We start from the raw sequence: 18,847 nt of genomic DNA, 5'->3' as shown, positions 1-18,847 counted from the left end.
TCAATATTGGACCGAATCAGTCACCTGATGCGAGGGTCGGCCCACACCTCCACACCTCCAGCCCCCGCCCCCACCGGCCCCCTTCGGAAGGTCCCGCCGTGCCCGACCAGCTCGATGTCGTCATCTGCGAACCCCTGCGCACCCCCATCGGCCGCTTCGGCGGAGCGTTCGCACAGCAGACGCCGGCCTCGCTCGCCGCGCGCGTCATCGCCGAGGTCGTCGCCCGCACCGGCGTCGACCCCGCCCGGGTCGACGAAGTGATCCTCGGGCACGCCTACCCCTCGTCCGACGCGCCCGCCATCGGCCGGGTCGCGGCCATGGACGCCGGACTGCCCGTCTCCGTCACCGGCGCACAGATCGACCGGCGCTGCGGCTCAGGACTCCAGGCCGTCCTCGACGCGGCGATGCAGATCCGGGCCGGCTTCAGCGACATCGTGATCGCGGGCGGCGTCGACGTGATGAGCGCGGCCCCCTACTACACGCACGACGGACGCTGGGGCATCAAGGGCCCCGGCCTCCAGCTCCACGACTCCCTCGCACGCGGCCGGGTCACCGCGGGCGGCGTCAACCACCCCGTCCCCGGCGGCATGATCGAGACCGCGGAGAACCTCCGCCGCGCGTACGCGATCAGCCGCGCCGACCAGGACGCGCTGGCCCTGCGCTCGCAACAGCGGGCCGCACGCGCCGTGGCCGAGGGCCGGTACGACGCGGAGACCGTCCCCGTCACCGTACGCAACCGCAAGGGCGAGACGGTCGTCACCGCCGACGAGCACCCGCGCCCGGACACCACGGCCGAGCAACTCGCCGCGCTGCGCCCCATCATGGGGAAGTCCGACCCGGAGGCCACCGTCACCGCGGGCAACGCCAGCGGCCAGAACGACGCCGCGGCCGCCTGCCTGGTGACCAGCGCAGCCACCGCCGAGCGGCTCGGCCTCACCCCGCTCGTACGCCTCGTCTCCTTCGCCCGCGCGGGAGTCCCCGCCGCGACGATGGGCATCGGCCCCGTCCCGGCCACCCACGCCGCGCTCGGCCGCGCCGGGCTCACCCTCGCCGACCTGGACCTGATCGAGCTCAACGAGGCATTCGCCGCACAAGTGCTCGCTTGCACACGTGAGTTGGGCCTCGGCGAGAAGGACCACGAGGAGCGGATCAACGTCAACGGCTCAGGCGTCTCCCTCGGTCACCCGGTGGGCGCCACCGGCGCCCGCATCCTCGCCACGCTGACCCGCGAGATGCACCGCCGCGAGGCCCGCTACGGGCTGGAGACCATGTGCATCGGCGGCGGACAGGGCCTCGCCGCGGTCTTTGAACGCATCGCCCCCTGACCCCACTTCACCCCCTCCGGCCCCACACTCCCAACCCCTCTCCAACCCCTCCCCGGCATTCCCCGGCGGGGCGCGCGTCTCGGGCGACGCCGCTTCGCCATGCCGCCATCCGCTCGCTCAACGACGTTCATCGGGAGCCACCATGAGTGCGTCCACCGCGCAAGAGCGCACAAGGGCCGCCAAGCGCGCAGGATTCGGAGCCTTCATCGGCTCGACCATCGAATGGTTCGACTTCTACATCTACGGGACCGCGGCCGCCCTCGTCTTCGACAAGGTCTTCTTCCCCGAACTCGAAGGCCCCATAGGTACGTTGGTGGCCTTCGCGACCTTCTGGGTCGGCTTCCTCGCCCGCCCCATCGGCGGCATCATCTTCGGCCACTACGGCGACCGCCTCGGCCGCAAGAAGACCCTCGTCATCACGCTCCTGATGATGGGCATCTCCACCACCGCGATCGGCCTGCTGCCCGGCTACGCCTCCATCGGCATCGCCGCGCCGATCCTGCTGGTAGCCATCCGCATGATCCAGGGAATCGGCCTCGGCGGCGAATGGGGCGGCTCGGTCCTCATCGCCTCCGAGCACGCGCCGAAGGGCAAGTCCGTGCTGTACGGGGCGTTCGCCCAGCAGGGCTCGCCCGTCGGCAACACCCTCTCCACCCTGAGCTTCCTGGCCATCAGCCAGCTGCCCGACGAGGCGTTCGTCTCCTGGGGCTGGCGGGTGCCGTTCCTCGCGTCCGCCGCACTCGTCATCGTCGGACTCCTCGTACGGCTCAAGGTCTCCGAGTCCCCGGCCATGGCCGACCTCATCAAGAAGAAGGAGGTCGTCAAGCTCCCGCTCACCGAGGTCCTGCGCACCCAGCCGATGCTGATCGCGCTCGGGATCGGCGCCTGCACCATCGGCCTGTCCGCGACCTACTTCAAGTCCACGTTCGCGCTCTCCTGGGCCACGACCTCGCTCGGCTTCGACCGCAGCTCGTTCCTGACGATCATCCTCGTCGCCAACGTCACCCAGATCATCGTGCAGCCCTTCGGCGCGGTGATGGCCACCCGCATGAAGAGCTGGTCCCGGGCCGTGACCGTGATGCTGGTGCCCGAACTGATCCTGATGCCGCTGATGTTCATCCTGATCAGCACCGGGAACTACGGACTCGCGATGCTCGGCGTCGCCGTCGCCACCATCCCGCACTGCCTCTACTACGCGGCGCTCGCCGGCATGCTCGCCAGCCGCTTCCCGGCCCATCTGCGCTACACCGGCATCTCGCTCTGCTACCAGCTGTGCGGCACGCTGCTGGGCGGCACGACCCCGATCATCGGCCAGTTCCTGCTGAACCGCACCGGATCGATCGCCGCCGTCATCGCGTACGCCGTCTTCCAGGTGGCACTGACCCTGGGCTGCATGCTGCTCCTGCTCAAGCGCCCCAACCACGACGAGCAGGCGGCGGAGCCGGTCGCCGCACGGGCCACCGTCCCCGCCACCGCCTGACCGAACGGAGAAGGACCGTGTCACCGAGCCCGCTGAGCGTCAACGGCATCCCGGAGATCCTCGCCCTGAGCGGGCGCGACCTCGGGCACTCCGACTGGAAGGAGATCACCCAGGAGCTCATCGACACGTACGCGTACGTCTCCGGGGACCACCAGTGGATTCACACCGACGCCGAACGCGCCGCTGCCGGCCCCTACGGACACACCATCGCGCACGGCTTCATGGTCCTCAGCTGGGGCATCCCGATGTTCGGCGAACTGCTCCGGGTACGCGGCGTGGGCCGGGCCCTCAACTACGGCGTCAACCGGGTCCGGTACCCCGCGCCCGTCCCGGTCGGCAGCCGGGTCAGGCTGCACGCCTCGGTCGCGGCGGTACAGGAGGTCGCGCGGGGCGGCGTACAGATGACCCGGTCCTTCACCTTCGAACTTGAGGGCTCACAGAAACCGGCATGCGTGGCCGAGTCCCTGACGCACTTCTACCCCTAGGACTGTCCGGCGGATCAGGGCCTGAAGGCTGTCCCGTAACGGCGGGGCGCAGTGAGATAATCTCTCGTGCCGTCAGTGTGCTCGCCGGAGGTCCGGCCGGCACCGGGGCGGCGAAAAGGCTGGTGTGCGGGGCCGACGGAACCGGGTAACGTCTTTGTCATGTTCTTCCAGACGCCGATTTACGAGTGAGAGCGTGATGGGCCCCTGCTGACGTCCTTCGACGTCGCCGCCCGTCCCCCACCGATGAATCCGTAGATCACTTCACATCATTACCGGGAGAACCCGTGACCGTCAGCAAGAACATCAACAACCCCGTGGGCATGGGCGGCGGCCAGCGAAAGAAGCTGTCCCGCGCCGAACGGCAGAACAACGGTCCGCACCGCAACCTCGACCGCCAGGGCGCAGCCGACCAGAAGGCCGAGCTGGTGCGCAAGATGCGCGAGAAGGCACGCGCGGCCGAGGCCGGCGGGCAGGCGGGCGACGACACCGCACAGAGCTGACCTAACGCCGCCGCACGGCAGCAGGGCCCGGACCGCGACGCGCGGTCCGGGCCCTGCTGCCGTACCGGGGGTGCCCCGTCACCGCCTCGCAGCCGCCGGTTCGAGCCGCTCCGACCCCAGCGGCACCGCCAGGTGATCCCGCTCCGCGTCCGGATCCGTCAGGCGGTTCAGCCGTGCCGGCACATCGAACCCGACCAGCAGGGCCACGATCACCGTGCCCGAGAACGTCAGCACCGCCAGTGCCTGCCCCAGCTCCATCCCGGAGGCGAGATGGGCGCCGAGAACCGGTGCGACGGCTCCGCCCAGGGCCCCCACGTTGTACGTGAAGCCGAGAGCCGCACCGCGGCTGTGGGTGGGAAAGTGCCCGCCGATGTACCGCGGCAGCAGCCCCGAGATACCGAAGCCGGTCGCCTGCAGCAGGAACAGCAGACAGCCCAGCAGCAGGAGATTGTCCCGCACGGCGAAGACGGGATAGATGAAGGCGAGCGAGGCCAGCAGGGTCAGCGCGTACGCCTTCTTCGCCCCGATCCAGTCGCCCAGGAAGCCCGCCGCCCAGCAGCCCACCATGGTCCCGAAGCCCGCGAAGTACAGGACATCGGTGACCTGGTCGGTGCTGTAACCCAGCTCCGTCTTGAGATAGGTGGGAAGCAGCGCCTGGATGGGCCACGAGTACAGGAACGCGAAGAACAGCGTCACGATCATCGAGACGTAGAGCAGCCGGCTGCGCTTCCCGCCGAGCTGCACCGCGAACGCGGCGAGGGACAGACCCGCCACGACCGACAGGACCGGTACGAAGCCTTCGCCGCCCGGTGTGAAGATCAGGAAGAGCGAGAGCGTGGCGGCCACGGCGAGGACCGTGTTGACGGTGGCCCGGCCACGGGTCACGAACAGCGGCCGGAACGGGTTGGGCTTTGCGCCCTTGTCCGCGACGGACTCCGCCCACTCCTCGGCCTCCGGCAGCGCACGCCGCATCCACAGCGCGACGGCGATCGGTATCAGGCCCAGATAGAACATCCACCGCCAGCCGAGCGAGGGCACCACCCAGCTGTAGACCTGTGCGGCGAGCACGGAGCCCACGGAGAACCCGGAGATCAGGAAACCGCTGGCCCGGCTGCGGACCTTGGCGGGCCAGCTCTCCATGACGTACGTGGCGCTGGCGCTGTACTCACCGGCCATGCCCATCCCGATGGCGAGCCGGGCGACGAAGAGGCTATGGTAGTCCCAGGCGAATCCGCAGGCGAAGGTGCCCAGGGAGTAGAGCACGATGCTCAGCACCATGGAGAGCTTGCGGCCGTACCGGTCGCCGATGGCACCGAGTACGGCGCCGCCGAGCCATCGCGTGATGAACGCACCGGAGATCAGGCTGGCCGCCTGCACCGTGCTCAGGCCGAAGTCGTCACTGATCTCGGTGAGTACGAGCGTGATCAGGACGAAGTCGAAGCCGTCGAGGACGTATCCGATCCACGCGGCGAAGAACGATTTCCACTGGCTGCGGCTCACCTCGCGGTACCAGGGGAGCGTGGGGGGTGAAGTGGTCTGCACGGTCTCTCCAGGATGCGGGACGCGCCGCTCGTCCTTGAGCGCGCATCCCGCGTGGTGGGGTCGGGTCAGCGGCCTATGCCGGCCACGAAGCGGGCGGTGAGAGCGGTGGGGGCGGTGATCGCGGTGCCGACGACGACACTGTGGGCGCCGCGCGCCAAGGCAGCGGCGGCTTCCCCGGGGGTGTTGATACGGCCTTCGGCGACGACGGGGACCTCGATCGCGGCCGAGAGGGATGTGACCAGATCGAGATCCGGACCGGTCTGCTTCGGGGTGCCCGGCACATAGCCGGACAGGGTCGTGGAGACGAAGTCCGCGCCCTGCCCGGCTGCCGCGACGCCCTCGGCGAGCGTGGACACATCGGCCATGACGAGGGCGCCGGCCGCGTGAACGGCGGTGACGAGCTCCGCGAAGGAGGAACCGTCGGGACGCGGCCGGTCCGTGGCATCGGCGGCGACCACGTCGGCACCGGCCTCGACGAGCGCCAGGGCGTGCCGGACCGTCGGCGTGATGTAGACGCCGGTGTCGCCGTCCTTCCACAGGCCGATGACCGGCAGGTCGACGGCCTCGACGATCGCGGCGACGACCGCCGGCTCGTTGGCGCGGATCGCCGCGCCGCCACCGGCGACGGCCGACAGGGCGAGACGTACGAGGGTGGCGGTCTCCCGCATCGGGTCGCCGGGGGGCGCCTGACAGGAGACGATCAGCCGGCCACGGAGGCTGTCGGCCAGGTTGTTCGAGGTCATCGAGGGGCTCCCGGGTGGTGGAGGGGAAGGGTGGAGGTCAGGCCTGCCGCGCCGAGCACGGCCGCGTCGTGGCCGAACCGCGGGGGTTCGGGGACGAGACCGCGCAGCGGCGGCATCAGTTCGGCGGCGAAGGCGCCGGCCAGCGCGTCCCCGTACAGGGCGCCGATCCGGGGGACACCACCGCCGACGACGACCCGGTCGGGGCCGAGCGCGTTGGCGAGCCCGCCCAGGACGCGCCCCATGGCGCTCGCGCCGGTGGTGACGGCGTGCACGGCGGCGTCCTCGCCCAGGGCGGCCCGGGCGGCGACGGTTTCGAGCCGGTCCACCGACGTACCGGTGAGACGCCCGTAGTGGGCGGCGATACCCGGTCCGGATGCGATGACCTCCAGATGCCCGGTCGCGCCGCAGGTGCAGGGCAGCCCGGCCGCCTCCGCGCTCGGCAGATGCCCGAGGTGGCCGGCGATGCCCCAGGCCCCGTGGAGCATCCGGCCGTCGACGGCGAGGGCGCCGCCCACCCCCGTGCCGACCGCCGCGAAGAGCAGCGAACCGCTGCCATCCGTGAGGGCGGCGAGCTCCGGCCCGGCAGTGGCGCGCACGTCGTTGTCGCAGGCCACCGGCAGTCCCGTACGGTCCGCGAGCCCGGCGCCGAGCGCGGTGCCCGCCCAGCCGCGGATGGAGTCGGTGGCGCTGGTGACCATGCCGGTACGGGGATCGACGACCCCGGCGGCGGCGATACCGAGCACCGTGGCGAGCCGGTCCTGGTCGACCTCGGCCGCGGCTGCGGCGAGCGCGTCGAGGACCGCCTCCGCACCGTCCCGGGCGGGGGTGGGCCGGGTGTGCCGGGCCAGGACCGCGCCGCCTGGGCCGAAGAGCGCGGCGGCGATCTTCGTACCCCCGAGGTCGAGCCCGATGACGGCGGTCCCGGTTCCGGTGGTGCCGGTGCCGGTGCCGGTCGGGGTCATCGGACCGGCGGCAGACCGGCCGCGCGCAGCCGCCGCGAGACCAGGGCGACCGACTCGGCGGACAGCTGGATCTGCGGGAACGCGGTGTCGCCGCACTCGATGACGCCGAGCAGCTGGAGCGCGGCCTTGAACGAGCCGAGCGCCGACGAGCTGCGGCCCATGTCCGCCTCGGGGCCCACGTCGACCATGGCGAACAGCTCCACGAGCCGCTCCTGCTCCTGCGCCGCCAGTGTCCAGTCACCGGCCCGCGCGGCTTCGTACAGCCGCACATAGGCGGCCGGGTCCACATTGCCGATGCCCGGCACGACACCGTCGGCCCCGGCCAGCAGGGCCGCGTCCACGGTGAGCTCGGAGCCGGTGAGCACGCTGAACAGCGGCGCCGGACCCTCCTTGCGACCGTCACGGCCACCCAGCTCCACGAGCAGCCGGCGCAGACCGCCCTCGTCACCGCTGCTGTCCTTCAGCCCGGCGAGCGTGCCGTCCTCGGCCAGCTCGCGCACCAGGACGGGGGAGAGCTTGGAGTGCACGGCGACCGGCAGGTCGTACGCGAAGAGCGGCAGGTCGACGGTGGTGCGGAGCCGGCGGAAGTGCCCGGCGATCTCCTTGCCATGGGTGCGCGTGTAGAACGGCGCCGTGGCGACGAGGGCGTCCGCGCCCAGGTCGGCGGCCGACCGGGCGTGCTCGATCACGCGAGGGGTGGTGGTGTCGATGACACCGGCGAGCACCGGAACCCGGCCGTCGGCCACATCGACCACGGTCTCCAGGGTCGTGGCGCGCTGCTCGTCGGTGAGATAGGCGACCTCGCTGGTGGAGCCGAGCGCGAAGAGCCCGTGCACACCCCCGCCGATCAGGTGCTCCACGAGGCGGGCGAGAGAGGCGGTGTCGACCTCCCCGCGGGAGTCGAGCGGGGTGCAGACCGGCGGTACTACGCCGTGCAGCGGTGCGGTCAGAGGCATGGTGAAGGCTCCAGCTCGGGGATCACCGATCCATGGCCGGTTGTCGGCTACACGGATCGAGACATGAGACGTAAGATGTCCTATGTCTGGCCTCACCTTAAACAGATGCCCCGGCCGCCGGTCAAGGGGCAACGACAACTCGGACCGACTACTCGGAACAACAACTCAGGAGGACGGTTGTGGCGCGCCCCACCATGGCTCAGGACATCGAGCGCCAGATCAAGGAACTGATCCTGGAGCGCAGACTCGCGCCCGGAGACGTCCTGCCCACCGAGGCCGAGCTGATGGAGATCTTCGGCGTCGGCCGGGTCTCCGTACGCGAAGCACTGAAGGCACTCCAGGCGGTCAACGTGGTCGAGATCCGGCGCGGCTTCGGCACGTTCGTCGGCTCGCTCTCCCTGTCACCCTTCGCCGAGGGCCTCGCCTTCCGGGCCGCGGTCCGCCACCGGCTGGGCGAGCCGGGCCTTCTCGAACTGATGAAGGTGCGGGAGGCGTTGGAGGCGGGCCTCGTCGGCTCGGTCACGGCCGGGATACCCGCGGCCGACCTCGCCGTGCTGCGCGGGCTGGTCGCGCGGATGGAGTCGGAGGCCCGCACGGGAACCGTCGCGCGCTCCACCGACCGCGCCTTCCATCTCGCCCTCTACGCCTCGCTCGACAACCACCTGCTCAGCGAGGTGCTGGACGCGTTCTGGGCGGCCATGGACCGGGTACGGGAAGACCTCGACGACGGCCATCAGGACCCGGAGGTCACCTGCGCCCAGCACCGCGAGATCGTCGAGGCACTGGCGGCGGCGGACGGCGCACGGGCGGTACGGGCGATGCGCACCCACTTCGACGGCATCCGCCGACGGCTCGCATCGGGCTCGTACGCCGCTACCTGATGTCACCGAACAGGTAACTCGTGGCACCGTCCAGCACGGCGCGGCTCCAGACATCCACGTCGGCCGCCCCCATCGCATGCCACGCAGGGGTCTCCTCCACCTGCGCGCGCCCCAGCCGGCGCCCCAGCTCGACAAGTCGCGCACCGGCGGCGGTGCGTTCGTCCGCGTACCGCCGCAGCGCCTCGTCCGTCGACGAGGACGCGCGGAGAGCCTGTTCCAGACAGAGGGCGTCCTGAAGTGCCTTGACCGCACCGCTCGCGGTATGCGGCCGGGTGATGGAGGCCGCGTCCCCGGCGAGCAGGAAGGGCGGGTTCGCGGACCGGGGCACCTGGAAGTCGGTGACGGGGTGACATGTCATATGTACATGTGCGCTGTCACCGACGATGCCGGCCCACTCGGCGGGGAAGTGCTCCTCGGCGAGGGTCCGCACGTACGCGTCCACCGACTCCTCCGGGTCCCCGGAGTCCGGCGCGGGAGGGTATCCGTAGATGGCGTACGCGAGGAGCCGTTCCCCGCGTGCACCGCCCGTCCCCGCTCTCTTCGGAGCCCCCGCGGGAGCCCCCGGGATCAGGTAGAAGACACCGTGCCCGCGAGGGAATGCCAGCGTGACCCACGCCCTCCGCAGCAGCTCCAACTGCTCGTGATGTGCGGTGAGCGCGCCCAGGGGGACCGTGCCGCGCCACACCACGTACCCGGCGGGCGTGGGGCGCAGCCCCGGTGCGAGCAGGTCCCGGGTGAGCGACTGGTGCCCGTCCGCACCGACGACGATGTCGTACGTCTTTGCCCCGTCCGCCGTACGGATCACGCCGCGTCCCGACGGCTCCCGCTCGACGGAGGTGACCGGCAGCCCGCGGTGGTAACGGACGTCGCCGGTCCGCGAGCGCAGCGAACGCCACAGCATGCCCCAGTTGCACGGCACCACGGCGCTCGGCTGCCGCCCGAACTCGCGGCCCGAGCGCCCGCCCGGCGGCCGGGTGATCCAGACGCGCTGGGAGACCGGGGCGGTCTCCATCGCGGCGTCCAGATATCCGGCCGCGAGGAGTTCCTCGTGCAGAGCGGGCGGGATGACGATGCCGAGCCCGCGGTCCTGCAACTCACCGTTGCTGCGCTCGTAGACGGTGACGTCGGCCCCGGCCCGGGAGCCCGCGATCGCCATGGCGCAGCCCGCGATGCTGCCGCCGACCACACCCATCCGTAACCCTTTCACTGCCACGCCGATTACCGCCTGTTCCGCTCGCCGCGAGGTGCTGGACGCCCTCATGATCGCAGCCGGATCACCTTTCTCCCGGCGAGCGGCGGCCGTACGGGTTACGGGGTGACGGTCACCGTCCTGCGAACAGGGAACGCACCCAGGCCAGCTGCTCCCGCTGCTGGTACTCCGCACCGCCCTCGTGCCCGTTGAACTCGTAGACGCGTACGTCCTTGGGCCCCGCGTAAAGGTTGTAGGCGGTGAAGCAGGTGGAGGGCGGGCAGATCTCGTCCATCATCGCGATCGAGAACAGCGCGGGAGCGGTGGCGCGGGTGGCATGCAGGGCGGCGTCGAAGAACGACAGGGTGCCGAACACCGCCTCGGTGCGGTCGCGGTGGAGCTTGAGGTACGTGGCGATCTCGGTGTACGGCGGCAGCCCGCCGATCCGCGCGCCCCGTGGAACATCGCAGAGGAACGGCACGTCAGGCATCACGCCGGCCAGACCCGGCACGAGCCCGGCAACGGCCAGTGCGATGCCGCCGCCCTGACTGATCCCGGTGACGACGATCCGCTCCGGATCGATCTCGGGGTGCGTGCGCATCGCCTCCACGCTGCGCACCGCGTCGGTGAACACCCGGCGGTAGTAGTACGTTTCGGGGCTCTCGATGCCCCGGGTGAGGAATCCGGGCACGGTTCCGGCCTCGCCGGCGTCCGTATCGGGGGTGCTGCCACCCGATGCCGACCAGCCCTGACCACGCGTATCCATGATCAGGTGCGCGTATCCGGCGGCTGCCCAGAGCAGATTCTCGTGCGCCAGGCCGCGGCCACGCCCGTAACCCAGGAACTCGACGACACAGCTGAGCGGTTCGGTGGATCCGGTCGGCAGTCGCAGCCAGCCGTGCGCGGGCCGTCCCGCGAAGCCGGGCACGGTCACGTCGTACGTACGGATCTGGGTGAGCCCGGCGTCGACAGTCGCGAACACCGGCTTCTCCGCCAGGCCCGGACCCCCGGCCGGCGCCTCGCGCAGGGTCCGCTCCCAGAAGTCGTCGAAACCGTCGGGGACCGGCAGCTCCGGCCTGAACGCGCGGCACTCCGCGAGCGAGAGGTCGGTCAGAGGCATGGAGGTGCCCTTCTGGAAGGGAACGGGAGTGCTGAACGCCGCCCATCAAGACAGAAGACGTCAGATGTCCTGTCGGCACACGGACCCTAGGCACCGCTGCGGCGGCCGTCAAGAGGCGGCGGCCACAGCGGCGGCCGGGGGTCAGCCCCGGGCGGCGTCGCGGGCGCGGGCCTCGGCGATCCGGCGCCTGACCGGGGCGTAGTGCTCGCCCAGCGAGGTGATGAACCCGGGGATGTCCCCGGCCCGCGCCGCGTCCACGATGTTCTGGTGGGCCGCGACCGTCGCGGTCTCGTCGGCCTGCGTGAACCCGTCGAGGTGCGGCGCGACGATCGCGTACACATCCCAGAACGCCATCGAGAGCTGGCCGATCAGATCGTTGCCGAGAGGGGCGACGAGCAGCGCGTGGAACGCCCGGTCGGCCTCCACGAAGCCGTGCCCCTCCTGGGCCCCGGTGGTGCGCATGGTGGCCACCAGCCCGTCGAGCGCGTCGAGCTGCTCCGGGCTGAGCAGGGACACGATCCGGTCGGCCATGCCGCGCTCGAAGAGCTCGCGTACGTCGACGAGGTCGGCCATCACCTGGAAGTCGTCGTCGGGGGAGAGCAGCCCGCGGAAGGTCAGGCTCTCCACCAGGGCGGAGAGGCTCAGCCGGCCGACGTACGTGCCGTGCCCGTGGCGCACCTCGACGATGTCCAGGGCGTTGAGGATCTTGACCGCCTCGCGGACGCTGGACCGGCTGGCGCCGAGCGCCTCGCACAGGGCCGGCTCGGTGGGCAGCGGGTCCCCGGGGCGCAGCCGCTCCTCGAGGATGTAGCGCTTGATGCCGTCGACGACTTCCTGCCGGAGCAACGGCCGGCCGGGCCTCGTACCGGACATATGTGAACTCCCCACCTCTTGACCCCTCTCGATTGTCAAGCTACGTTCCCACGCTATCAAGGCATCAGACATCTGACGTCTGATGCTTTGGGCTCAGTGATCCTCGCGATCCGGCCCTCCCGCCCGCATTCCGCCCTTTCACCCGAAGTCCCTGGAGGACCCGTGCCCGAGCTGATATCAGCCGGTGTCGAGCGCCGCACCTTCCTGCGTTACACCAGTGCCATCGGTGCGGCAGCCGCCATCACGGCGAGCCTTGCCGCCTGTGGCGGACCGACCTCGACCGCCGACGGCGCGGCGGGCAAGGGCAGCGGCAGCGGCCTCATCGAGGCCGGACTCTCGTACCCCCTGTCGACCGGCTTCGACCCGATGATCACTTCGGGCGCGACTCCGTACGCCGCCAATATGCACATCTTCGAGGGCCTGGTGGATCTCGATCCTGCAACACTCGTGGCCCGTCCCGCGCTCGCCACGGAGATGCCGAAGAAGATCAACGCCACCACCTACCGGGCCACGCTCCGCAAGGGCGCGACCTTCCACGACGGATCGCCCGTCACCGCCGACGACGTGGTGTTCAGCTTCGAACGCATCCTGGACCCCAAGAACGCCTCGCTCATGGCGCAGTTCGTGCCCTTCATCGACAAGGTCGTCGCCGTCGACCCGGGCACGGTCGAGTTCAAGCTGAAGTACGCCTTCGCGCTCTTCCCGTCCCGGATCGCCGTCGCCCGCATCGTCCCCAGGAAGATCGTCGAGCCCGACCCGAAGGCCTTCGACGCCAAGCCGGTCGGCTCCGGTCCCTACCGGTTCGTCGAGGCGACCCGCGAGGACAAGATCGTCTTCGAGGCGTACGACAAGTACAACGGCCCGCACCCCGCCAAGGCCAAGAAGATGGTCTGGCGCCTGATGTCCGACCAGTCGGCGCGGGTCAGCGCGATGGAGTCGGGCCGCGTCCAGGCCATCGAGGACGTCCCCTACATCGACGTCAAGCGGCTCGCGGGCTCGACGAAGACCGAGTCCGTACAGTCCTTCGGTCTGCTCTTCCTGATGTTCAACACCGCCGACAAGCGGTTCGCGGACAAGCGCGTGCGCCAGGCGCTGCACTACGCCCTGGACACCGAGAAGATCATCTCCACCGCGATGGTCGGCAACGCGGCTGCGGCGACCGGGTACGTCCCGGCCACCCACCCCGACTACCAGAAGGCCGCCACCGTCTACACGCACGATGTGGCCAAGGCGAAGCAGTTGCTCTCCGAGGCCGGCGTGAAGGACCTCTCCTTCACCGTCCTCACCACCGACACCGGCTGGGTCAAGGACATCGCCCCGCTGCTCAAGGAGAGCTGGGAGGCGGCGGGCGTCAAGGTCACGCTCAATATCGCCCAGTCCCCGGCCCAGTACGCCAAGATCGACCAGGGCGACTTCGAGGTCCTCGTCGCCCCCGGCGACCCGTCCGTCTTCGGCAACGACGCCGACCTCCTGCTGCGCTGGTTCTACTACGGCTTCTGGCCGGAGAAGCGCTACGGCTGGGGCACGTCCGCCGCGTACAAGAAGGTCAAGCAGACCCTCGACAAGGCGGCCCAGGCCCCCGACGCGACGAAGCGCAAGGAGCTGTGGGGAGAGGTCACCGACCTCGTCGCCGACGAGGCCGCGCTCTACCCGATCCTGCACCGCAAGCTGCCCACGGCCTGGAACGAGAAGTTCCTGCCCGGCTTCAAGCCGCTGCCCACGACCGGCCTGTCCTTCCTGGACGTCAGCCGCGCCTGACCGCGCAGTCCCGTCCGCGCAGTCCCGTCCGCGCAGTCGTAACCGGCCGCCCGGCGCCGAGCGCCCGATCGCCCGGTCCGGGACACCGCACCCCAGGTGTCCCGGACCAGCCCGCCCAACCGCAAGGAACCCGACGATGGTTGCTTTTCTCCGGCTCGCGATGCGCCGCGTCGCGATGATGCCGGTGATGATCCTCGGCATCGCGCTGCTGGTCTTCGTGGTGCTGCAGTTCTCGCCGGTCGACCCGGCCTTCAACGCGCTCGGGGAGAGCGCCACACCCGAGGCCCGGGCGGCGTTCGCCGAGGCCAACGGGCTCAACGACCCCCTGCCCGTGCGCTACTTCGACTTCCTCGGCCAACTGCTCCACTTCGACCTGGGGATGACCGTTCCCCCGAGCCAGCCCGTCGTCGACCGGATCACCGCGGCGTTCCCGCTGACGCTCCAGCTGACCTTCCTGGGCCTGGTCCTCGCGGTCGTCCTCGCCGTCGCCGGTGGCGTCCTGGGAGCCATGTACCGCGACCGCTGGCCCGACCAGCTGTTCCGGGTGCTCTCCATGGCCGGGGTCGCCATCCCGTCCTTCTGGCTCGGCGTCCTGCTCATCCAGCAGTTCGCGCTCAACACGCGCATCTTCCCGACCGGCGGCTACACCAACCCCGCCGACTCGTTCAGCGGCTGGCTCACCACCATGGCCCTGCCCGCCTTCTCACTCGCCGTGCCCGTCGCGGCCTCGCTCGCCCGTCTCGTACGGACCTCGATGGTCGCCGAACTGGACCGCGACTACGTCCGCACCGCCCAGGGCAACGGACTGCCGGTCTTCCTGGTGATCCGCTCGGTGCTGCGCAACGCGCTCGTCACCCCGCTCACCGTGCTCGGCGTCAAGGTCGGCTATCTGCTCAGCGGCGCCGTCGTCATCGAAGCGATCTTCGACCTGCCCGGCATGGGCAAACTCATCCTCGAAGGTGTCACCGGCGGCGACGTCGCCCTGGTCCAGGGCACCGTACTGACCATCGCCATCGCCTTCCTGGTGGTCAACGTCGTCGTAGACCTGCTCTATCTGCTGGTCAACCCCCGCATCAGGACGGTGTGACATGTTCACCACGGGCCGTCTGGCCACCAAACTCTCCCGACCCGGTATCGCCTTCCGCGCCCTCCCGGTCACCTCCCGCATCGCCCTCGGCGTCCTGCTCGTCGTCCTGTTCGGCGCCCTGCTCGCGCCCCTGCTCACGCAGAACCCGCTGACCACAGGCACCCCGGTGCAGGCCCCGAGCGCCGATCACTGGTTCGGCACCGACCGCGCCGGCCGCGACGTGTTCGCCCGCGTCGTCCACGGCTCGCGCTACTCGCTGATCATCGGCCTCGGCGCGACCGCCGTCGCCCTGGTCGCCGGAGCCCTCCTCGGCTCACTCGCGGCGACCTCGCGCAAGCTCGGCGACGAGTCCGTCATGCGCACCCTCGACATCGTGATGTCGTTCCCGCCGATCGCCCTGGCCGCGGTCCTCGTCGCGGTCTTCGGCACCAGCATCCCGGTGATCATCTTCACCATCGCGTTCGTCTACACACCCTCGCTCGCCCGGGTCGTACGCGCCAACGTCCTCTCCCAGTACGGCGAGGACTACGTCGCCGCCGAAAAGGTCATAGGCGCCAGGCGCGGCTACATCGTGCTCCGGCACGTCGCCGTCAACTGCATGGCCCCGGTCATGGTGTTCGCCACCGTCATGGTCGCCGAGGCGATCATCTTCGAGGCCAGCCTCTCCTTCATCGGCGCCGGAGTGCAGGACCCCGACCCCAGCTGGGGCAGCGTCCTGGCCTACGGCCGGCAGATCCTCCTCGCGGGCGGCTGGTGGGCCACGTTCTTCCCCGGCCTCGCGCTGCTGATCACCGTCCTCGCGCTCAACGTCCTGTCCGAGGGCCTCACGGACGCCTCCGCCGCACCCAGGAGCGGCCGTACGAGCACCGAACCCGCCGCCACCACGACGGCACCGGACCCGGTCGAGGCGGCCTCCACCGTCGACATCGACGCCGCACTCGCCAAGCTCGCCCGGCACATCAACGCCACGGAGCCCGCCCTCACCCCCGTGAGCGAGGACGCCGCGGAACTCCTCGTCGTACGCGACCTGGCGATCCGCTTCCCCGACCGTTACGGCGACATCCCCGTCGTCGACGCGCTGAACTTCACCGTCCACGAGGGCGAGACACTCGGCCTGGTCGGCGAGTCCGGCTGCGGCAAGTCCATCACCAGCCTCGCCGTCATGGGCCTCCTCGCCCGCAACGCCGAGGTCAGCGGCGAGATCCTCTACCGCGGCCGTGACCTCCTCAAGCTGCCCCCGAAGGAACGCCGCGCCCTGATGGGCCCCAAGATCGCGATGGTCTACCAGGACGCGCTCTCCTCACTCAACCCCTCCGTACTCGTCGGGACCCAGCTCAAGCAGCTGACCTCGCGCGGCGGTACGAAGACCCCCGCCGAACTCCTCGAACTGGTCGGCCTCTCGCCCGAACGCACCCTGCGCAGCTACCCGCACGAACTCTCCGGCGGCCAGCGCCAGCGCGTCCTCATCGCGATGGCACTCTCCCGCAGCCCCCGCCTGCTCATCGCGGACGAACCGACCACCGCCCTCGACGTCACCGTCCAGGCCCAGGTCGTCGAGCTCCTCATCCGGCTCCGCGACGAACTGGGCTTCGCCATGGTGCTGGTCAGCCACGACCTCGCCCTGGTCGGCGACCTCTCGCACCGCGTCGCCGTGATGTACGCGGGCCGCCTCGCCGAGGTCGGCGACACCCGCGCCGTCCTCACCGACCCCGCCCACCACTACAGCCGGGGCCTCCTGGGCTCCGTCGTTTCCCTGGAGGCCGGCGCCGACCGGCTGCACCAGATCCGCGGAGTCGTCCCCGCACCCCAGGGCTTCGGACCCGGCTGCCGCTTCGCCTCGCGCTGCGCCGCCGCGACCGGCCTGTGCCGTGGTACGACACCGCGACTCGCGGACCGCGGCGCCACCCAGGACCACGGCTTCGCCTGCCACCACCCGGCAGGGACCCCCGCACAGCTGGAAGGGAGCGCCCTGTGATCAGGCTCGACGGCGTTCACGTACGCCACAAGGCACGCAGCGGAGGCGTCTTCCGGCGCGACGCCGTGCACGCGCTCACCGACGCCACCCTGGAGGTCAAGCGCGGCGAGATCGTCGGCCTCGTGGGGGAGTCGGGCTGCGGAAAGTCCACGCTCGCCCGGGTCCTGACGGGCCTCCAGAAGCCCACCGAGGGCGAGGTCCGCTTCCACGGCCGCGACCTCTGGGAGATGTCGGGCGCCCAGCGCCGCCAGGAGTTCGGCTCCGCCGTCGGCGTCGTCTTCCAGGACCCGTCCACCGCCCTCAACCCCCGTCTCACCGTCCGCCGCATCCTCCGGGACCCCCTGGACGTGCACGGACGCGGCACCCGGGCCGCGCGCGAGGCCCGCGTCGAGGAACTCCTCGACCTGGTCGGACTGCCCGGCCACACCCTGGAGGCCCTGCCGGGACAGCTCTCCGGCGGCCAGCGCCAGCGCGTGGCCATCGCGCGCGCCCTGTGCCTCGAACCGGAACTGATCGTCGCCGACGAACCGACCTCCGCACTCGACGTCTCCGTACGCGCCCAGGTCCTCAACCTCCTCGTGGACCTGCGCGAACGCCTCGGCCTCGGCATGGTGTTCATCTCGCACGACATCCAGACCGTGCGTTACCTCGCGGACCGCATCGCCGTCCTCTACCTCGGCCGCATCGTCGAGGAGGGCCGGGCGGCCGATGTCGCGGGCGCCCCCGTGCACCCGTACACCGAGGCCCTGCTCTCGGCGACCCCCAGCCTGCTGGAGACCACCGAGCGGATCGTCCTCACCGGCCCGGTCCCCTCGGCCACCAACCCGCCGACCGGCTGCCCGTTCCGTACGCGCTGCTGGAAGGCCGACGACACCTGCGCCACGGCCTTCCCCGCCCCGACGCACGGCCCCGGCGAACACCGCTGGCACTGCGTCCACCCCGCAACCCCCGTACCCCACCTGCCGTCCGCCAGGAGCACCGCATGACAGCCCGCACCCCCCGGTACACCGGAGTGATCCCGCCCGTCGTCACGCCCCTCACCGCGGACGGCGAGCTCGACCGCCGGTCCCTGGAACGGGTCGTCGGCCACCTGCTCGACGGGGGCGTCAGTGGCCTGTTCGCCCTCGGCAGCTCCGGCGAGACCGCCTACCTGACGCCCGGACAGCAGGACGAGGTCATCAAGGTCATCACGGCCGCGGCGGCCGGCCAGGTCCCCGTACTCGTTGGGGCGATCGAGACCACGACCAACCGCGCGATCGAGCGGGCCCGCGCCGCTGCCGGTCTCGGCGCCGACGCCGTCGTCGTCACCGCCCCCTTCTACACACGGACGCACGACAGCGAGATCGACCGCCACTTCCGGGACGTCGCCGCCGCCGTCGACCTGCCGCTCCTCGCGTACGACGTACCGGTCTGCGTACACAGCAAGCTCACCCCGGAACTGCTGCTGCCGCTGGCCGCCGACGGCGTCCTGGCCGGGGTGAAGGACTCCAGCGGCGACGACGGTTCCTTCCGCCGGCTGGCCATCGGCGCCCGCGAACTCCCGGACTTCTCCGTGCTCACCGGCCATGAACTGGTCGTCGACGCGATGATGCTCGCCGGCGCCGACGGCTCTGTCCCGGGCCTCGGCAATGTCGACCCGCACGGCTACGTCCGGCTGCACGAGGCGGCGGTACGCGGGGACTGGGCCACGGCTCGTTCCGAGCAGGACCGGCTCGTCCGGCTCTTCGACATCGTCACCGCGGCCCGCCCCGGCACGGCGTCCGCCACCGCGGCGGGACTCGGAGCGTTCAAGACGGCACTGATGCTGCGGTCCGTCATCACCACGAACGTGATGAGCCCGCCGATGCGCTGCCTGGACGCCGAGGAGACAGCGACGATCGCCGCCCACCTCGACCGCGCCGGCCTCGGCGCGCCGAGCGACTGACGCCACCGCACGCGGCGAACGGAAGGGGCCGGCCGGACAGCAACAGC

General features: G+C 70.9%; 17 protein-coding genes. 10 read left to right on the top strand and 7 right to left on the bottom strand.

What is annotated here, in order from left to right; genetic code table 11:
- Nucleotides 1–98: 98 nt before the first annotated feature.
- The 4 genes from ACWGO0_RS31490 to ACWGO0_RS31475 all read left to right on the top strand — a co-directional run bounded on the left by ACWGO0_RS31490 (nucleotide 99) and on the right by ACWGO0_RS31475 (nucleotide 3,790).
- Nucleotides 99–1,325, top strand: coding sequence for an acetyl-CoA C-acetyltransferase (locus tag ACWGO0_RS31490; RefSeq protein WP_453542742.1), 1,227 nt, complete (start codon nucleotides 99–101; stop codon nucleotides 1,323–1,325).
- Nucleotides 1,326–1,467: 142 nt separating this feature from the next.
- A complete protein-coding gene (locus tag ACWGO0_RS31485) occupies nucleotides 1,468–2,805 on the top strand; it encodes an MFS transporter (RefSeq protein ID WP_453542739.1) in 1,338 nt (445 codons plus the stop codon).
- A 17-nt stretch (nucleotides 2,806–2,822) separates the two neighbouring features.
- Nucleotides 2,823–3,290 carry a MaoC family dehydratase gene (locus ACWGO0_RS31480; protein ID WP_453542736.1) on the top strand — a complete coding sequence of 156 codons (468 nt, stop codon included), beginning with the start codon at nucleotides 2,823–2,825 and terminating at the stop codon, nucleotides 3,288–3,290.
- Nucleotides 3,291–3,574: 284 nt separating this feature from the next.
- Complete coding sequence (locus ACWGO0_RS31475; protein WP_453542733.1) at nucleotides 3,575–3,790, top strand: DUF6243 family protein; 216 nt, start codon at nucleotides 3,575–3,577, stop codon at nucleotides 3,788–3,790.
- Nucleotides 3,791–3,868: 78 nt separating this feature from the next.
- On the opposite strand, the gene ACWGO0_RS31470 is transcribed toward ACWGO0_RS31475, so the two are convergent.
- The 4 genes from ACWGO0_RS31470 to ACWGO0_RS31455 form a co-directional block, all read right to left on the bottom strand.
- A complete protein-coding gene (locus tag ACWGO0_RS31470) occupies nucleotides 3,869–5,332 on the bottom strand; it encodes a sialate:H+ symport family MFS transporter (RefSeq protein WP_453542730.1) in 1,464 nt (487 codons plus the stop codon).
- 65 nt (nucleotides 5,333–5,397) lie between these two features.
- Nucleotides 5,398–6,075, bottom strand: a complete 678-nt coding sequence (locus ACWGO0_RS31465) for an N-acetylmannosamine-6-phosphate 2-epimerase (RefSeq protein WP_453542727.1) — start codon at nucleotides 6,073–6,075, stop codon at nucleotides 5,398–5,400.
- Nucleotides 6,072–7,037, bottom strand: a complete 966-nt coding sequence (locus ACWGO0_RS31460; RefSeq protein WP_453542725.1) for an ROK family protein — start codon at nucleotides 7,035–7,037, stop codon at nucleotides 6,072–6,074. Before ACWGO0_RS31460 ends, ACWGO0_RS31465 begins: the two co-directional genes overlap by 4 nt.
- Nucleotides 7,034–7,993 carry a dihydrodipicolinate synthase family protein gene (locus ACWGO0_RS31455; protein ID WP_453542722.1) on the bottom strand — a complete coding sequence of 320 codons (960 nt, stop codon included), beginning with the start codon at nucleotides 7,991–7,993 and terminating at the stop codon, nucleotides 7,034–7,036. The genes ACWGO0_RS31460 and ACWGO0_RS31455 overlap by 4 nt, the downstream gene beginning before the upstream one ends.
- 179 nt (nucleotides 7,994–8,172) lie before the next feature.
- Between ACWGO0_RS31455 and ACWGO0_RS31450 the strand changes: the two genes are divergently transcribed.
- Entirely contained in the window at nucleotides 8,173–8,874 is a 702-nt protein-coding gene (locus tag ACWGO0_RS31450; RefSeq protein WP_453542719.1) for a FadR/GntR family transcriptional regulator, read from the top strand.
- On the opposite strand, the gene ACWGO0_RS31445 is transcribed toward ACWGO0_RS31450, so the two are convergent.
- The 3 genes from ACWGO0_RS31445 to ACWGO0_RS31435 form a co-directional block, all read right to left on the bottom strand.
- Entirely contained in the window at nucleotides 8,867–10,066 is a 1,200-nt protein-coding gene (locus tag ACWGO0_RS31445) for an FAD-dependent monooxygenase (protein ID WP_453542717.1), read from the bottom strand. The genes ACWGO0_RS31450 and ACWGO0_RS31445 overlap by 8 nt on opposite strands.
- Before the next feature lie 130 nt (nucleotides 10,067–10,196).
- Nucleotides 10,197–11,183 (bottom strand): acetylxylan esterase, encoded by a 987-nt coding sequence (locus ACWGO0_RS31440; RefSeq protein ID WP_453542714.1) that lies wholly within the window; start codon nucleotides 11,181–11,183, stop codon nucleotides 10,197–10,199.
- 141 nt (nucleotides 11,184–11,324) lie between these two features.
- Entirely contained in the window at nucleotides 11,325–12,056 is a 732-nt protein-coding gene (locus tag ACWGO0_RS31435) for a FadR/GntR family transcriptional regulator (RefSeq protein ID WP_453542711.1), read from the bottom strand.
- A 162-nt stretch (nucleotides 12,057–12,218) separates the two neighbouring features.
- On the opposite strand from ACWGO0_RS31435, the gene ACWGO0_RS31430 reads away from it, so the two are divergent.
- The 5 genes from ACWGO0_RS31430 to ACWGO0_RS31410 all read left to right on the top strand — a co-directional run bounded on the left by ACWGO0_RS31430 (nucleotide 12,219) and on the right by ACWGO0_RS31410 (nucleotide 18,800).
- Complete coding sequence (locus ACWGO0_RS31430; protein WP_453542708.1) at nucleotides 12,219–13,814, top strand: ABC transporter substrate-binding protein; 1,596 nt, start codon at nucleotides 12,219–12,221, stop codon at nucleotides 13,812–13,814.
- 136 nt (nucleotides 13,815–13,950) lie between these two features.
- Nucleotides 13,951–14,901: an ABC transporter permease gene (locus ACWGO0_RS31425; protein ID WP_453542705.1), complete on the top strand. Its 951-nt coding sequence runs from the start codon at nucleotides 13,951–13,953 to the stop codon at nucleotides 14,899–14,901.
- A 1-nt stretch (nucleotide 14,902) separates the two neighbouring features.
- Nucleotides 14,903–16,876 carry a dipeptide/oligopeptide/nickel ABC transporter permease/ATP-binding protein gene (locus ACWGO0_RS31420; RefSeq protein WP_453542702.1) on the top strand — a complete coding sequence of 658 codons (1,974 nt, stop codon included), beginning with the start codon at nucleotides 14,903–14,905 and terminating at the stop codon, nucleotides 16,874–16,876.
- Nucleotides 16,873–17,862 carry an oligopeptide/dipeptide ABC transporter ATP-binding protein gene (locus tag ACWGO0_RS31415; protein WP_453542699.1) on the top strand — a complete coding sequence of 330 codons (990 nt, stop codon included), beginning with the start codon at nucleotides 16,873–16,875 and terminating at the stop codon, nucleotides 17,860–17,862. The genes ACWGO0_RS31420 and ACWGO0_RS31415 overlap by 4 nt, the downstream gene beginning before the upstream one ends.
- Nucleotides 17,859–18,800, top strand: a complete 942-nt coding sequence (locus tag ACWGO0_RS31410) for a dihydrodipicolinate synthase family protein (RefSeq protein WP_453542696.1) — start codon at nucleotides 17,859–17,861, stop codon at nucleotides 18,798–18,800. The genes ACWGO0_RS31415 and ACWGO0_RS31410 overlap by 4 nt, the downstream gene beginning before the upstream one ends.
- The last annotated feature ends 47 nt before the right edge of the window (nucleotides 18,801–18,847 follow it).

It is taken from the genome of Streptomyces sp. NPDC055749 (genome assembly GCF_053617235.1).
Note: the sequence above shows the minus strand (reverse complement) of the source record. Positions and strands in the feature narration are given on the sequence as shown.

Bases quoted from the DNA above. Each gene is read 5' to 3' on its own strand.
- ACWGO0_RS31460 (WP_453542725.1), bottom strand. From the start codon at position 7,037: ATGACCCCGACCGGCACCGGCACCGGCACCACCGGAACCGGGACCGCC.
- ACWGO0_RS31465 (WP_453542727.1), bottom strand. From the start codon at position 6,075: ATGACCTCGAACAACCTGGCCGACAGCCTCCGTGGCCGGCTGATCGTC.
- ACWGO0_RS31455 (WP_453542722.1), bottom strand. From the start codon at position 7,993: ATGCCTCTGACCGCACCGCTGCACGGCGTAGTACCGCCGGTCTGCACC.
- ACWGO0_RS31440 (WP_453542714.1), bottom strand. From the start codon at position 11,183: ATGCCTCTGACCGACCTCTCGCTCGCGGAGTGCCGCGCGTTCAGGCCG.
- ACWGO0_RS31485 (WP_453542739.1), top strand. From the start codon at position 1,468: ATGAGTGCGTCCACCGCGCAAGAGCGCACAAGGGCCGCCAAGCGCGCA.
- ACWGO0_RS31445 (WP_453542717.1), bottom strand. From the start codon at position 10,066: ATGGGTGTGGTCGGCGGCAGCATCGCGGGCTGCGCCATGGCGATCGCG.
- ACWGO0_RS31420 (WP_453542702.1), top strand. From the start codon at position 14,903: ATGTTCACCACGGGCCGTCTGGCCACCAAACTCTCCCGACCCGGTATC.
- ACWGO0_RS31435 (WP_453542711.1), bottom strand. From the start codon at position 12,056: ATGTCCGGTACGAGGCCCGGCCGGCCGTTGCTCCGGCAGGAAGTCGTC.
- ACWGO0_RS31410 (WP_453542696.1), top strand. From the start codon at position 17,859: ATGACAGCCCGCACCCCCCGGTACACCGGAGTGATCCCGCCCGTCGTC.
- ACWGO0_RS31425 (WP_453542705.1), top strand. From the start codon at position 13,951: ATGGTTGCTTTTCTCCGGCTCGCGATGCGCCGCGTCGCGATGATGCCG.